We start from the raw sequence: 14,461 nt of genomic DNA on the forward strand, positions 1-14,461 counted from the left end.
CGGCGAACGACGACAGCTGGTCGACCATCGTGTTGATGGTGTTCTTCAGCTCCAGGATTTCGCCCCGCGCGTCCACCGTGATGTTCTGCGTCAGGTCGCCGCGCGCAACGGCGGTGGCGACCTGGGCGATCGACCGCACCTGTGCGGTCAGGTTGCCTGCCATGAAATTGACCGAGTCGGTGAGGTCGCGCCACGTGCCCGAAACGCCCTTGACATCCGCTTGACCACCGAGAATGCCTTCGGTGCCCACTTCGCGGGAGACGCGGGTGACTTCGTCGGCGAACGACGACAGCTGGTCGACCATCGTGTTGATGGTGTTCTTCAGCTCCAGAATCTCGCCGCGCGCGCTCACCGTGATCTTCTGACTCAGGTCGCCACGCGCGACCGCGGTCGTCACTTGGGCGATGTTGCGGACCTGGTCTGTGAGGTTGCCTGCCATGAAGTTCACCGAGGCGGTGAGGTCGCGCCACACGCCGCCGACACCGGGCACCTCGGCCTGGCCACCCAGCCTGCCCTCCGAGCCCACCTCACGCGCTACCCGCGTCACCTCGTCCGCGAACGCGGAAAGCTGGTCGACCATCGTGTTGACGGTGTTCTTCAGCTCCAGAATCTCCCCGCGCGCGTCCACATCGATCTTCTGCGACAGGTCTCCGCGGGCCACGGCCGTCGCGACCTGAGCGATGTCACGCACCTGGCTGGTCAGGTTGCCTGCCATCGCGTTCACCGAATCGGTGAGGTCCTTCCAGGTGCCGGACACGCCGGGCACCTCGGCTTGACCGCCCAGCCGCCCATCCGTGCCGACCTCGCGCGCCACCCGGGTCACCTCGGAGGTGAACAGTGACAACTGGTCCACCATGCCGTTGAACACCGTGGCGATCTCGCCGAGCAGCCCGTCGGCGTCCGTCGGCAGCCGGGTCCGGAAATCGCCGTCGCGTACCGCGGTCAAGCCGGCCAGCAGTTGGTGCAACTCGACTTGGTCGGGGGCCGCAGCGTCCTGCTCCGGCGCGGTGTGGACGGCTGCCGCCGCTGTCTCCGTCATTGCCATCCTCGTTCTGGTCCACCGGTTCGAGACCGGAAGTCAATCCGGTCCGAGTGGGAACGCCGAGTCGCCGATACACCTGCACGACGAGTCACCGACGCGCGGCGCTGCGCTGGCGGTTCCCGCCGGTAACACTACGTCTGTCGAATACGAGTCCGCGACATCATCGGCTCACCGTGCACTGCACGAGCCGGCACCGGATCGGCGCCGAAGAAGCGGAGCATCGCTGCGACCAGTCGGTCGACTCCGCGATCCAGATCGCTGTGCCGGCGGCCCACCCTCGTAACAGCTGACGTCGATCCGGCAGCTGGGACATTCCGGCCGGACAGTGGCGCGGTTGTGATGTATTCCCGGCGGCGGACTCGGTGCGGGCGCCCGGACCGCCGGTCGGTGGGGCCACCGGCCGGGCTGAGGATACGAGTAGGCTTCCTGCTCGTGCGGTTCGGTCCGGTGGCGGTGACTACGTTGGCCGTGATCGTGACGGCCATGTGTTCGGGTGATACGGGACCGACCTCGGCGAGGGAGGAGAACGTGATACTGCCCGACGGTGAATCATTATTCATCAGAACATATTTCGCTGACGATGCCGCTTGGGCCGAAACCGTGGACGCGGCTCTGCAACCGTGGGATCTCGGTGACGGGATACTCGCCTACGCGGGCATCACGCCGGTCGACGACCGCCGCTTCGAAGCTCTGACAGTGGAGAAGCTGGAGAGCATGCTGCCCGCGCCACCGCCCTACTACCTGTTTCTCGTGGACAAGCGAACGGTCACCGATCCCGAGCATCCGATTCTCGTCGTGGATACGAGCCGGGGGAATACAGACGTGGTGGGCTTTCCAAGTTTTCGTGTGGTGCCCAGCGAAATGCCGGCCGTAGAGAACAATCTGTCCCTCTCGAACATGGACTTCGAGGACTTCTCCACCAGTGCCGACGCTGACGGCGTGTTCCGCGGCTTCTGATGCGGCCGCAGGCCCTCGGTCCGCCTCGGTAAACGGCGCTCAGAACTGAGGATCCAGCGCGAGAACCGACTAGGCCGATGAGTAGTACACCGATTCAGCCGCGGATGCTGACCGATCTCGAAACCAGCGTCGTCACCAAGCTGCTGTCGTCGGGCGGCGCCTGCGCCGCCGAGTACCTGGCGCAGGTGCCGTATTCGCAGGTCGTCGCGACCTGGGGGATCGGTTCACCCAGCGTCGACCTCGCAGTGCGACCCGGTGCGGTGCACGCATCCGGTTCGCCGGACGGGATATTCGCCAGCGGGACGGTCACCGACCGCAACGGATCACCGATCGGCGAGGTCATTCTATGGGTCGAGAACGGCTGGCTCAGCGGAATCGAGTACGCCTGGTTTACCGACGAACGCCCACGCGCGCTGCCCGAACCTGGTCGGATCGAGCTTCTGTAGAGCATCGCCACCGCACGGATCGAGCAGACTGGATGAGCCCGCATGCCCGGGAAGTCACCGGCCGAACTCGTGCCCTGACCTCCGGACTACCGGTGCGAGATCCGCCCCCCGCCCGGTCTCCGAGCCGAAGGACCGGAGCGCGGCGGGGGCAGCGGGCGTCCGGTCTGGGGATATGGATGCCGGCGGCGCGGAACTCGGTCTCGAAAAACGCGGCCGCCCGCGTGGTGGCTGGTGTCCGATCTTCGCGGACCCCGCAACCCGCGAAAATGCATCGCGACACGGGAGTCTTACCGATTGCGCGCACCACGGTCGCCGCCCGATGCGCACCGGACGAGAACTTCCGCTGGTCCCGATGGAGGTGCTTGACGGCGCCAGATGGCGCGGAAGTTTCGCTCGAGCACTATGGTGTCGTCCACTCTCACTTCCGTGAGGGTTCCGTTGTCCAGGTCGGACTCCGCGATCAACCGGCTCAGCACCGCGGGTGCGACCCCGGCCCGGGCCGACGCGACGATGGTCGCGGCCGAGCCCAGTTCGGCGGCCGGACGGGCAGGCTGGCATGCCGCACCGAGGATCTCCCAGACCGTGTCGCGAGTGCCGGAACCCGGCTCGCGCCACAGCAGGGGAGTGGTGGCGAGTTCACGCAACGTCACCGGACGGTGGCGCCGTGCCCACGGATGGCCGGGCGCGACGACGACAACCAGTTCGTCTACGCCGAGCACCCGACTGCCCATGCCGGGTGGCGGGTGCGGTCCCTCCACGAAACCGACGTCCGCCCGACCGCTCCGGACCAATTCCGCGACATGTCTGGTGTTGTCCACTTCGAGGGACACGGCCACCTCAGGACACGATTCGCGGAGTGCGCCGAGCCACTGCGGGATTCGATGATCCGCAAGAGTTTTCGACGCCGATGCGCAAGTGCGGAACCTGGGCGGCGTGTAGGGCTGCCACGCCCGCACCGAAGGCACGCGCCGCGTCGAGCACAGCTTGCGCATACTCGACGACCGAACGCCCGGCGTCGGTGACCGCCGATCCGGTCGGACCGCGATCCAGCAGCCGCAGTCGCAGCCGCCGTTCCAGGGCGCTGATCCGCATGCTCACCGCCGGCTGACTGATGCCGTGCCTGCGCCCGGCCGCGCCGAGGCTGCCCAGCTCCGCCACGGAGACGAGCAGGTCCAGCACCTCCAGATCAGGTGTCCCGGGCGGCAACGTCATGGGCAGATTATGGGCGAGTCCAGCCGGGCCGAGATCCGGCACCCCATCAGCGTGGCTTATGAGGTGCTGTCATCACGATGGCTACCGGAACGAGTGGTTTGCCGCGATCGTCTCGAAGATGACGATTATTCGCCGGCACGGTCCTGGCTTTCTGGCGGCGGCCGGGCTCGCCACCGCCGCGACATACGCGGGCGCGGTATGGCCCGCCCTCGGTGCGCCCGTGCTCGCGCTGGCGGGTGGCGCGATATTCGGGGTGTTCGCGCGCCGAACCAGGGACGAGCGTTTCGCGCCCGGCCTGGCCTCGGCGCAGCAGCGACTACTGGGTGCCGCCATCGTCGTGCTCGGGCTCGGCCTGCCCGTCGGCGCGGTCGTCAGCGTGGGCCGCAGCACCATGCTGGTGCTGCTCGGCACACTGGTCGTCGGCGCACTGGCAGCGGTCGTCGCAGGCAGGCTACTGGCGCTGGATCGGGAATCGGCCATCCTGGTGGCAGTGGGCAGCACCATCTGCGGCGCTTCCGCGATCGCCGCCGCCACCGCCGTCCTGAAACCCGACCGCGATCGCGTCGCCTACGCTCTCGGCACCATCTTCGTCTTCAATGTCGTCGCCGTGCTCGTCTATCCGCCGCTCGGCCACCTGCTCGGCATGTCCGAAGAGGCATTCGGTCTGTGGGCGGGTACCGCCATCAACGACACATCCTCGGTGCTGGCCGCCGGGCTGGTCTTCGGTTCCGCCGCGGCGCATTTCGCCGTGATCGTCAAACTGGTACGCAGCCTGGCGATCATTCCGATGTGTGTCGGGCTGTATCTCGGAATCCGCCGCGACCGTGGCGCCGCCACGCCGCTGTGGCGCACCATCCCGCTGTTCGTCGTGCTGTTCGTCGCCGCTTCGGCCCTCTCCGCCACCGGCGTGATTCCCTCTTCCTGGATGCCGACCCTGAGCCGCCTCAGTGCCTGGCTGATCGCCGTAGTCCTGGCTGCCATCGGGACCACCCTCACACCGCAGCGTCTACGCACCGCAGGCCACCGCCCCCTGCTCTTCGGCGGCATCCTCGCCCTCGCACTCGGAACCTCCAGCCTGGCCCTGCAACTCTGCACCGGTTGGCGGTAACGGTGATCCGGCACCTAGTTCTCGGTGCTGCGGTAGGGCGGCACGACCCGTTCCCGGTCGGCGGCGATCTGCTGCCGCCGGGCGGTCATCGCTTCCGCGGGCGAGGAACCGGTGGACAGTGCCTGGAAGATGGCTGCCGCGTCCTCGATCGCGTCACGCGCGCCGACTCACGGGATCGAACCGGCTATTCCGGTTCGATACGGCCGCCGCCACCGCGTCGTGCGAGCACCGAACGTGTCAGCGGTGGGGATGCGGTTCGATAGATGCCGTGGATACTGTCGACTTCGCGCGAGTAGTCGCGGAATTCGGTTCCAGCTCGGCATTGTTGGTCGAGGAGGGCTCGTCGGCCGCGGCGCATGTACCGGCCCGGTGGGCCGGGATCGCCGGCGGTGGCGATTCGCGTGCTCGCCGCTCCGCCGCTGTGGCTTTGTGGAACTTCGACTTGTTCGTCGACCTGTTGCCTCGGTTCGGGGCTGTGTTGGCCGAATGTCTCGACGATGTGCGGGTCTGCCTGCTGCGTGGCGACTGGGTGCTGCTGTATGCCCTGCGAAAGCCATTCGCGCCGCACGAGTTCCGAATCGGATGGGACCCCGACACGTTCGGCGCCGACCGGCCGCCGTTCTGGGAGGCGTTGCCCGAGCCGCTACGGGTGTTCCTCGCCACGGTGCACGCGGGATTCACCGACCTCGATGGGATCTCCTACGGCCCCACCCGCCCCCGTGACATGCGGACATACCATGCGCTGAACTTGAACGATCCCGTCCGCAACTGGGCGACAGGCGAGGGCATCCCGGGTAAACGGGCGATGCTCATCGCGAAAGGCCTTGGCGATACACGCTATTTCGTCTCTCCCGACCTGCCGGGTGGCACCGTCGGCTGGGAGGCATACGGACATCTGGATCGGCCCTTGGACTTCGCCCAGACCTTCGATGAACTGATGAGCTATGGCTTCGAGTTGCCACGTGATCGCGCATCCGAGGTCGCCGTCCCCGCGACAGTGCCGACACCGGAAGAACTGCGGCAGGCGAGCATGTCCGTGCCGCAGGCAGCGCGGGCGGTGGTGTGGAGTCGCGAGCTCACCGAGCGCACTGCCCGCGACCGTATCCGTGACCTCGTCGCCGAGCTACGCGAAGCCCTGAGTGGTCAGATCGGGATCCACCCGCAAGTGGGCCTCGAGGGCGAGACGGTGCTGCCATTCGACGACGACGCGGGCAATATCTACCAGGTCGACCGGCTCGAGGCCCGCTACTTCCTCGACCCCCCGGCCCCCGACCGCGCGGAACTCTATCCGCCCGTGATCGTCCGAATCTGGGAGCAGCACGGTTGGGAAGTGACGTTGTCCACCGACGCCGAGGGTATCGTCGCCCACGGCCGCACCGCCGACTGGTACGAACTCACCCTGAGCCACCGCGATGACAGATTGCGCCTGTCTGTCGCATCTCCCGGTTTCCACCGGGCGCAGTGATCATCGGGTGACCTGCGACGATCACCCGCACCAACCCGGGGCGGCGGTGACGCTCGAACGCATTCGAACCCGCCACTCGCAGGGGGGACTCATGGCGGTACCCGGCATCTGTGGCCGCTGACGTCTCGTCCGTGCCATCTGATCGCCGCTGGTCGAGATGCAGCCGCGCCGCGCAGCACCTCCATGCGCACGGCAAGTCACCTCTGCCGTGCGGGGGCTCCGGCGCGGTCGTGGCGGTCAGAATCATCACGTCCACCGCCACCAACTGGACACTCGACCCGAATCGGCGCGTCTTCTGCGCGTTCAGTCCGATGCGCCTCCGAAATTTGCCACAATTGATCTGGATGCACGCCGGGTGCGTACTCGATCGTTTTCCTGTTGGACCCTGCGCTACCCGGCGGGAAAACCATGGTTCGCGAGTCGGCGATATCGAGCCGACGACTTGATACGGCGGCCACGCTCGAAACCATTGCGATGTGTCGAGAGATCAGCGAAGGAATCTGGGCATGGCTCGATACCTTTTGGCAGCGAGTCCGATAACGGGGCATGTGGCACCCATGCAGGCCGTCGCGGCCGAGTTGCGGCGGCGTGGGGATCAGGTGCGCTTGCTTACCGGGACAGCGTTCGGCACGTCCATTCGAGCGCAAGGTGTCGAATTCACGCCGCTACCTCGCGATGCGGAGGTCGCGCCCGCCGCGTTACCGCGTGGCAGGGCCATGAACCTGATTCGGCGGTGGCGAACCGGGCGGGCGGAGTTGCAGTCCGCATTTCTCGCCCCGATCACAGCGCAGTACCGTGCACTATGCGCTGAGCTGGATCGCACGGACTTCGATGTGGTCCTGGTCGATGTGATGTTCACCGGGGCCATTCCGCTGCTCTTGTCGCAGCGAGAACGTCCGCCGGTGATCGCCTGCGGCGTCGTTCCGTTGATGCTGTCCAGCGCGGCCTGCCCGCCGTTCGGGACCGGCTGGCAGCCGCGAACCGGTCGTGATTACACGGCCATGAACCGGTTTGTGCAGCAGGTGCTTTTTCGTGGCGTCCAGGCGAAGCTCGAGGTAATGCTGCGCGGGCTCGACCTGGGGCCCGCGCCGGCTTTTCTGCTCGATTGGCCCCTGCTCGCCGATCGAATCCTGCAGTTCACTGTGCCGGGATTCGAATACCCGCGACACGACCTGTCGCCATCGGTCGTGTTCGTTGGACCGATTCCGACTCCTGTCGCCACGGATGTCGCCGTGCCTAGCTGGTGGCCTGCTTCGAATGATGCGAGAAAGATCGTCCATGTCACGCAGGGCACATGGGACAATCGGTGTTTCGACCAGTTGCTCCGACCGTCGCTCTCGGCGCTGAGCCGACGCCCCGATCTACTGGTCGTCGCGTGTACCGGTGGCTCGCGCACGCCGATCGGATCTCTGCCCGCGAACGCGTATGCCGCCGATTTCATCCCCTACGACCGGCTTTTGCCACGGGTCGACGTGATGATTACCAACGGTGGCTACGGCGGCGTGAACGAAGCACTGCGCTACGGAGTGCCGTTGATCGTCGCGGGCGATACTGCGGACAAGCCTGAAACCGCGGCCCGCGTGGCATACGTCGGCGCAGGCATCGATCTCGGCACCGCCCGGCCGCGGCCCGCTGCCATCACGGCGGCGGTCGACAGGGTGCTGGGATCCGGCAGCTTCCGTGACGCGGCAAACCGGTTGGCGTCGGAAATCGCGGATCGGTCCCCCTTCGACGCCGTCGCGGCCGCATTGATGGAAGTGGCCGCCGGCCCTCGGCGCGCCGTATCCGCACCCGCCATCCAAGAAGGGCATCCGAGAGCAGGGAACGAAAAATGACAATCGTTGCGGCATCGTTCGAACCGCTGCGGCCGCCGGACGTGTTCTGGCACAAGCATCGGCGACAGCGTGAAGTCTCGATCTCGAGTGTCCGCCGATACCCGCCATTCGTGCTGCTGAGGAGGTGGCCATGATGCGCGCGGAGCTCGACGCCGCCGGCATCACGGAGCAGGGACTGCGGCAGTCGTATCGAGTTTGCCGCGAAATCAACGCTCGCGATGGGAAGACATTCTTTCTCGCCACTCGGTTGCTCGCGCCCGATCAACGGCCCGCCGTGCACGCGCTGTACGGATTCGCGCGGCGCGCCGACGACATCTTGGACGCATTCGACCCGCATTCGTCAACGGCCGACCGTGCTGCCCGATTGGATGGGCTGGCACGGCAATTCGAAGCCGGGGACACCGGTGGTGATCCGGTATCGGCCGCAGTGCTACACACCGCCGAGACCTACGGGATACCTAATTATTTGTTCAGTGCGTTCCTGGCCTCGATGCGTATGGATCTTTCCGTCACCGACTATCCGGACCGCGCCGCGCTGGATAGCTACGTCTACGGTTCGGCGGAGGTGATCGGGCTGCAGCTGCTGCCGGTGCTGGGCACCACGGACTCGGCGGCCGCCGCGCCGTACGCCGCCGCCCTCGGCAAGGCATTCCAGTTGACGAACTTCCTGCGTGATGTCGACGAGGACCTGGCTCGTAACCGCGTCTATCTGCCCGCTGACGAGCTGGCCGCACACGGTGTGGACCGTGAGTTGCTGTTCTGGTGCCGCCAACACCGCCGGGTCGAGCCGCGAGTCCGTCGCGCTTTGGCGGCACAACACGCGATCACCAGGAAAGTCTACGAATACGCGCTCGCTGGGATCGAATTACTCGCCCCCCGCTCGCGGCCGTGCGTGACGACCGCAGCGACGTTGTACGCAGAGATACTCGACCGCATCGAAGCTGCGGATTTCGAAGTGTTCGGCCGACGTGCCCGAGTCGGAACCGGTCGGCGGCTGCAGGTCGGCGCGGCGGGCCAGCTACGAGCGTGGTGGGCACGGCGACCAGCGGGACCGCCCAGGCCGAGCACTGCGCGCGTCACCCCGGATGATTCCGCTTCACGGCTCGATTCCGCCGATCCGCGTGAGAACACGTGAGGTGTTGGTATGGACCATTGGCGCTATCTCCTTGTTCTCCTCGCCTGCCTGTTGCTGACGGCTCCGCTGGAGTTTCTCGGTCCTGGTGTCTACCGCAGGCCGCGGCTGTTGTTCGGCGCGCTGCTACCCACCGTCACGGTGTTCGTGGTCTGGGACCTGGTGGCGATTGCCGCCGGCGTGTGGGATTTCAACTCCCGCTATCTGCTCGGCGTGTTCCTGCCCGGCTCGATTCCGCTGGAGGAGCTGCTGTTCTTCATCGTTGTCCCGATGTGCGGACTGCTCACCTACGTCGCGGTCGAGACGCTGCTCGGTGCAGGCCGCCGCCGCGGCAGCAGAAGCGCGACGAGAGGGCTGCGACGATGAACTCGGTGGGGTGGGGGTACACGGTGCCCGCAGTAGTGGCGGTCGTGATTGTGTGTCTGGTCGAGTGCGCGCTGTTACGGACCGGGCTGTTCCGGCGTCCCGGCTACTGGTTGACGATGCTCATCGTCCTTGGGTTCCAAATCCCCGTCGACGGGTGGTTGACCAGGCTCGACGCGCCGATCGTGCGGTACAACCCGGAACACGTCCTCGGACTCCGATTCCCGTGGGATATCCCGGTGGAAGACTTCCTGTTCGGATTCGTTCTGGTGACATCGGTGCTTCTGGGCTGGGAGCGGACACGGCAGCGGCAGAGCGGTGGGCGGCGATGAGGCTTGCCGCATCGGCTTCTCGGCGCCGCGCGGATCCCCGCCGAGTGCGCTATCCCGCAGCCGCAGGCCACCTGGACGTCGGCCGCGGCGCTCGGCGTCCGCGCGTCGTTGTGGTCGGTGCCGGGATCGCGGGCTTGGCGGCCGCGACGGGGTTGGCCGAAAGAGGATTCGACGTCGAGGTCATCGAACGGGAGCGGTATTTGGGTGGGCGTGTCGGTGGCTGGACCGAGCGGCTTGCCGATCGCAGCACGGTCGGAATGAATCGCGGCTTCCACGCTTTCTTCGCGCAGTATTACAACTTGCGGAAATTGCTGGCCCGCACCGATCCGCGATTACGCAGGCTGCGCCGGCTCGACGACTACCCGCTCATCGATGCCGAGGGCCGCCGCGACACCTTTCGCCATCTTCCGAGCACTCCACCGTGGAATGCGCTCGCCTTCGCGCTGCGCAGCCCGACCTTCCGACTACGTGATCTGATCCGTATGGACCCACGCGCCGCCGCGCCACTGGCCGCGGTCTCGGTCCCGGACATCTACCACCGGATCGACCACCTGGATGCGGAGACGTTTCTGCGTCGCGTGAACTTCCCCGACGCGGCCCGCCACCTCGCATTCGAAGTCTTCTCGCGCAGCTTCTTCGTCGCTCCCCAGCACATGTCCGCCGCCGAACTGGCCACGATGTTCCACATCTACTTCCTGGGCTCCAGCGAAGGTCTGCTCTTCGATGTGGCAGAGGACAATTTCGACGTCAGCCTGTGGACGCCGCTCGCGGACTACCTCACCGCGCCGCGAGTGCCCGAGCGGCCAGGCACGGTCCGCTTCCATATGGGCGTGTGCGTCGACCGCATCGATACCGACGACTCGACCGGGTTCCGAGTGTTCGACGACACCGGCGCGGAGACGGCCGCCGACGCGGTGGTACTGGCCGTCGACATCACCGGGTTGCGCCGGATCGTCGCCGCGTCCCCCGCGCTCGGCAATGACCCATGGCGTGCTCGGATAGCCCAGATGGCTGTCGCGCCGTCCTTCGCCGTGCATCGTCTGTGGCTGAACCAGCCGGTGCGCGCCGACCGTCCGAGCTTCCTCGGTACCGGAAACTTGGATCCGCTCGACAACATCAGCGTGGTGAACAGGTATGAGAAGCAAGCAGCGGACTGGGCACGCGGAAACGGTGGAAGTGTCGTCGAATTGCATGCCTACGCCGTCGCGGACGAGATACCGCGCCGCGCGGTGCGTGACGACGTGCGCGACCGGTTGCTGGCCCGGCTGCACCAGCTCTACCCCGAGACTGCCGAGGCCCGCATCGTGGGGGAGACCACGCTGTGGCGGCAGGATTGCCCACGGTTCGCGCCCGGAGACTTCGTTCGACGGCCCGGCGTGTCGACTCCGCACCCCCGGTTGGTCCTGGCCGGTGACGGCATACGCGTCGACCTGCCGGTGGCTCTGATGGAACGCGCCGCGACCACCGGCTGGATCGCGGCCAACACGCTGGCGCGCCAGTGGGCAGGCGCGGGACACGATTTGCAGACGGTCCCCAGCCAGGGCCGATCGGCGATCCTACGCACGCTCGCCACGCGCAAGGGGACGCCGTGAGCAAACGTGCCGAGTTCGGCGGATGGCCGAAAGACGTTCCGCTACAGAGGTTCTCGCCGCAAGAGTGGTCCCATCAGCGGCCGACCCACGGGGATGCCGACCCCGGTCTGATCGCGGCCGCACTGCGATGGTCACAACAGCTTCCCTCGGGTAACTGGTACACCTTCGCCGCCAGTCGCAGTATCGGTCGCGACCGTCCGGTGAGCGCGACCATCGGCGGGATCGAACTCGTTGCCTGGCGTGACGAGCGGAACGTCCTGCACGTCGGTCCGGGAGCGTGTCCGCACCTGGGAGCACCGCTTGCCGAGGCGCAGGTCGATAACGCCGCACTGATCTGCCGATGGCATGGTCTGCGGGTAGAGGCGACCGGATCCGCCCGATGGTGCCCGTATCCCTGTTACGACGACGGCGTACTGGCCTGGGTGCGGCTGGACACGATCGGAGAGCAGACGCCCACCGACACACCGATCATCGGCCCGCGCCCCGCCGACACCACCGTCCACGCGGTGACGCGCTTGACCGGCGTGTGCGAGCCCCGCGACATCATCGCGAACCGACTCGACCCCTGGCACGGCTCATGGTTGCATCCGTACTCGTTCACCCGCCTGGAGGTGACGCAGGCCCCGCCGCGGCACGGAATCACCGAGGAGAATCATCGGTTTCAGCTCACCGTGACCTTCCGCGTAACCCGCCGGTTCGGGGTGCCCGTCGAGGCCGAGTTCACCTGCACGGATCCGCGCACCATCGTGATGCGAATCGTTTCCGGTGAAGGAACGGGAAGCGTGGTCGAAACCCACGCGACCCCGGTGGGCCCCGGCCCCGACGGCCGGGCGCGTACCGCGGTGATCGAGGCCGTGATCGCGAACTCGGAGCGGCCGGGGTTCCGGCACGCGCGCCGGGCCCTGCCGGTGTTGCGGCCGCTGATGGCTCGCGTCGCGACACGGCTGTGGCGTGACGACTTGGCGTACGCGGAGCGCCGGTATCAATTGCGTACGCGCCGTCGGTAGGCAGTCGAAACTCCGGCGTAGACGGTGTTCGCCGCGAGTGCAGTCGCTACGACCGGCTGGCGGAAGCGAGCGGTAGGTCGCCGGGGAAGACTTCGACGTGTCAGCGCTCTCGCTCCAGCTGGGCGAGCCGGGTGAGGGCGGGCAGCGCGGCGGCCAGTGCCCGACGGTGTGCGGGGCTCAGCTCGGAGACCTTCGGCGCCAGATACCGGACCCGGTCGTCGTGGCGGGTTTGCCGCACCTGTCGGCCTGCCTCGGTGAGGTGCACGATCACGGCCCGTCCATCGCTAGGGTCTCGGCGGCGCAGCACCAGCCCGTCGCGCTCCAAGCGCGCGATGAGTTGAGTGATTCCCGGCTGGGTCAGCTGCTCGGTCTCGGTCAGATCGGTCAGCCGCATCGGGCCCCGATGAGCCAGGGTGTCGAGCACCGACAGTGTGGTGAACGGCAGCTTTTCCCGTACCGGGATGCGGATGTAGACCCGGTTGAAGTCCTCGATTGCCGCGGCGAAGGCGTCTACGTCGAAAGTGTCGATGTCGTCCACTCCAGCAACTATATCCGAGACGTATAGAAGTTGCTTAAATAATCTATTTATGTAAAGTGGGCGCCACCAACGGCGCAGGAGGATAGATGAGCGACAGAACCCGCGAAGCCCGACCGTTCCCCTTGACGCCGACGAAGATTCACGTCCCCGACAGTGTGCTCGCGGACCTGCGGCAGCGCCTGGATCTGACCCGCCTGCCCGACGATGTCGGCAATGAGGACTGGTATTACGGCGTACCGCGCAGCTATCTCCGAGAGCTCGTGGACTACTGGCGCAGCGGATACGACTGGCGCGCCGCCGAGGCCGAGATCAACACCTACCAGCATTTCATGGTCGAAATCGACCGTGTACCGGTGCATTTCATGCGCAGGCCCGGCGTCGGGCCGGATCCTACGCCGCTGATTCTGACACATGGCTGGCCGTGGACGTTCTGGCATTGGTCCAAGGTCGCCGACTTGCTGGCGGACCCGGGAGCGCACGGCGGTGATCCGGCCGAGGCGTTCGACGTGATCGTGCCTTCGTTTCCCGGCTTCGGGTTCTCCAGCCCGCTGACGAACCGCCCGGATATGAACTTCTGGAAGGTCGCCGACCTCTGGCACGCACTCATGACCGATGTTCTGGGCTACGAGAAGTACGGTGCCGCCGGGTGCGACGTGGGCGCGCTGGTCACCGCGCAGCTGGGCCACAAGTACGCCGACGAGTTGTATGCCATCCACATCGGATCCGGACTGAAACTCACCCTGTTCAACGGCGATCGCGCCTGGGACTTCAGCGGCGGACTGCCGATTGCCGACGACCTGCCCCCCGCGGCACGCGCACGAATCATGGAGCTGGACAAGCGTTTCGCCGTCCACCTTGCCGCGCACCTTCTCGCCCCGAGCACCCTCGCCCACGCCCTGTCCGATTCCCCGGCGGGGATGCTGGCATGGATACTGGAACGTTGGTGCAAATGGAGCGACAACGGCGGCGACATCGAAACCGTGTTCAGCAGAGACGATCTCCTCACACATGCCACGATCTACTGGGCGACCAACACCATCGGCACCTCGATACGGCTCTACGCCAACCACAACCGTTACCCCTGGACGCCCTCTCACGACCGCCTCCCGGTGGTGCAGGCCCCGACCGGCATCACCTTCGTCGGCTACGAGAACCCGCCCGGCATCAGCACCGCCCAACGCGTCGAACACTTCCGCGCAAGCGACCGCGCGCAGTGGTACAACCACGTCAACCTCACCGTCCACGACCGCGGCGGCCACTTCATTCCCTGGGAGATCCCGGACCAATGGACCGGCGATCTACGCCGCACCTTCCGGGGCCGCCGCTGAAACGCGGCAAACGCAGCACCGGCCGAATACCGCCACTACCGCGTCTGGCGCACTTCGGCAACCTGCCCGAACGTCTCGTCGCCCCCGGATAACAGCTTGCTATC

13 protein-coding genes and 1 pseudogene are annotated in these 14,461 nt (G+C 66.6%); 11 read left to right on the top strand and 3 right to left on the bottom strand.

The window, feature by feature from the left end; all coding sequences use genetic code 11:
- Window positions 1-1,039, bottom strand: a 1,039-nt coding sequence (locus tag ACFU5M_RS05430) for a HAMP domain-containing protein (RefSeq protein ID WP_379044122.1), incomplete at its 3' end; no start/stop codon positions are given.
- 471 nt (window positions 1,040-1,510) lie between these two features.
- Here ACFU5M_RS05430 and ACFU5M_RS05435 point away from each other — a divergent pair.
- Together ACFU5M_RS05435 and ACFU5M_RS05440 are read left to right on the top strand one after the other, a co-directional pair.
- Entirely contained in the window at window positions 1,511-1,999 is a 489-nt protein-coding gene (locus ACFU5M_RS05435; RefSeq protein ID WP_379044411.1) for a DUF6924 domain-containing protein, read from the top strand.
- 77 nt (window positions 2,000-2,076) lie between these two features.
- Window positions 2,077-2,445: a hypothetical protein gene (locus ACFU5M_RS05440; protein ID WP_379044125.1), complete on the top strand. Its 369-nt coding sequence runs from the start codon at window positions 2,077-2,079 to the stop codon at window positions 2,443-2,445.
- A gap of 287 nt (window positions 2,446-2,732) precedes the next feature.
- On the opposite strand, the pseudogene ACFU5M_RS05445 reads toward ACFU5M_RS05440, so the two are convergent.
- Window positions 2,733-3,657, bottom strand: a pseudogene (locus tag ACFU5M_RS05445) (LysR substrate-binding domain-containing protein).
- 118 nt (window positions 3,658-3,775) lie between these two features.
- Between ACFU5M_RS05445 and ACFU5M_RS05450 the strand changes: the two are divergent.
- The 8 genes from ACFU5M_RS05450 (at window position 3,776) to ACFU5M_RS05485 (ending at window position 12,491) form a co-directional block, all read left to right on the top strand.
- Complete coding sequence (locus tag ACFU5M_RS05450; RefSeq protein WP_379044128.1) at window positions 3,776-4,765, top strand: YeiH family protein; 990 nt, start codon at window positions 3,776-3,778, stop codon at window positions 4,763-4,765.
- Window positions 4,766-5,033: 268 nt separating this feature from the next.
- Window positions 5,034-6,230: a hypothetical protein gene (locus tag ACFU5M_RS05455; protein ID WP_379044131.1), complete on the top strand. Its 1,197-nt coding sequence runs from the start codon at window positions 5,034-5,036 to the stop codon at window positions 6,228-6,230.
- Window positions 6,231-6,787: 557 nt separating this feature from the next.
- Window positions 6,788-8,065, top strand: a complete 1,278-nt coding sequence (locus ACFU5M_RS05460; RefSeq protein ID WP_379044134.1) for a nucleotide disphospho-sugar-binding domain-containing protein — start codon at window positions 6,788-6,790, stop codon at window positions 8,063-8,065.
- A gap of 130 nt (window positions 8,066-8,195) precedes the next feature.
- Window positions 8,196-9,200, top strand: coding sequence for a phytoene/squalene synthase family protein (locus ACFU5M_RS05465; protein WP_379044137.1), 1,005 nt, complete (start codon window positions 8,196-8,198; stop codon window positions 9,198-9,200).
- A gap of 9 nt (window positions 9,201-9,209) precedes the next feature.
- Window positions 9,210-9,563: a lycopene cyclase domain-containing protein gene (locus ACFU5M_RS05470; RefSeq protein WP_379044140.1), complete on the top strand. Its 354-nt coding sequence runs from the start codon at window positions 9,210-9,212 to the stop codon at window positions 9,561-9,563.
- Window positions 9,560-9,892 carry a lycopene cyclase domain-containing protein gene (locus ACFU5M_RS05475; RefSeq protein ID WP_379044143.1) on the top strand — a complete coding sequence of 111 codons (333 nt, stop codon included), beginning with the start codon at window positions 9,560-9,562 and terminating at the stop codon, window positions 9,890-9,892. Before ACFU5M_RS05470 ends, ACFU5M_RS05475 begins: the two co-directional genes overlap by 4 nt.
- A complete protein-coding gene (locus tag ACFU5M_RS05480; RefSeq protein WP_379044146.1) occupies window positions 9,889-11,484 on the top strand; it encodes an FAD-dependent oxidoreductase in 1,596 nt (531 codons plus the stop codon). Before ACFU5M_RS05475 ends, ACFU5M_RS05480 begins: the two co-directional genes overlap by 4 nt.
- A complete protein-coding gene (locus ACFU5M_RS05485; RefSeq protein ID WP_379044149.1) occupies window positions 11,481-12,491 on the top strand; it encodes a DUF5914 domain-containing protein in 1,011 nt (336 codons plus the stop codon). The genes ACFU5M_RS05480 and ACFU5M_RS05485 overlap by 4 nt, the downstream gene beginning before the upstream one ends.
- Before the next feature lie 100 nt (window positions 12,492-12,591).
- Here ACFU5M_RS05485 and ACFU5M_RS05490 read toward each other — a convergent pair whose 3' ends face one another.
- Window positions 12,592-13,029, bottom strand: a complete 438-nt coding sequence (locus ACFU5M_RS05490) for a MarR family winged helix-turn-helix transcriptional regulator (protein WP_379044152.1) — start codon at window positions 13,027-13,029, stop codon at window positions 12,592-12,594.
- A gap of 86 nt (window positions 13,030-13,115) precedes the next feature.
- Here ACFU5M_RS05490 and ACFU5M_RS05495 point away from each other — a divergent pair, with 86 nt between their 5' ends.
- The gene (locus tag ACFU5M_RS05495) at window positions 13,116-14,357 is read left to right on the top strand and encodes an epoxide hydrolase family protein (protein ID WP_379044155.1); all 1,242 of its coding nucleotides are present in this window, start codon (window positions 13,116-13,118) and stop codon (window positions 14,355-14,357) included.
- Window positions 14,358-14,461: the final 104 nt, after the last annotated feature.

The sequence above is a fragment of the Nocardia sp. NPDC057455 genome (genome assembly GCF_042802775.1).
GTDB lineage: Bacteria > Actinomycetota > Actinomycetes > Mycobacteriales > Mycobacteriaceae > Nocardia.

Coding starts and splice junctions, on each gene's coding strand:
- ACFU5M_RS05480 (WP_379044146.1), top strand. CDS start 9,889: ATGAGGCTTGCCGCATCGGCTTCTCGGCGCCGCGCGGATCCCCGCCGA.
- ACFU5M_RS05495 (WP_379044155.1), top strand. CDS start 13,116: ATGAGCGACAGAACCCGCGAAGCCCGACCGTTCCCCTTGACGCCGACG.
- ACFU5M_RS05465 (WP_379044137.1), top strand. CDS start 8,196: ATGATGCGCGCGGAGCTCGACGCCGCCGGCATCACGGAGCAGGGACTG.
- ACFU5M_RS05470 (WP_379044140.1), top strand. CDS start 9,210: ATGGACCATTGGCGCTATCTCCTTGTTCTCCTCGCCTGCCTGTTGCTG.
- ACFU5M_RS05460 (WP_379044134.1), top strand. CDS start 6,788: ATGCAGGCCGTCGCGGCCGAGTTGCGGCGGCGTGGGGATCAGGTGCGC.
- ACFU5M_RS05440 (WP_379044125.1), top strand. CDS start 2,077: ATGAGTAGTACACCGATTCAGCCGCGGATGCTGACCGATCTCGAAACC.
- ACFU5M_RS05475 (WP_379044143.1), top strand. CDS start 9,560: ATGAACTCGGTGGGGTGGGGGTACACGGTGCCCGCAGTAGTGGCGGTC.
- ACFU5M_RS05450 (WP_379044128.1), top strand. CDS start 3,776: ATGACGATTATTCGCCGGCACGGTCCTGGCTTTCTGGCGGCGGCCGGG.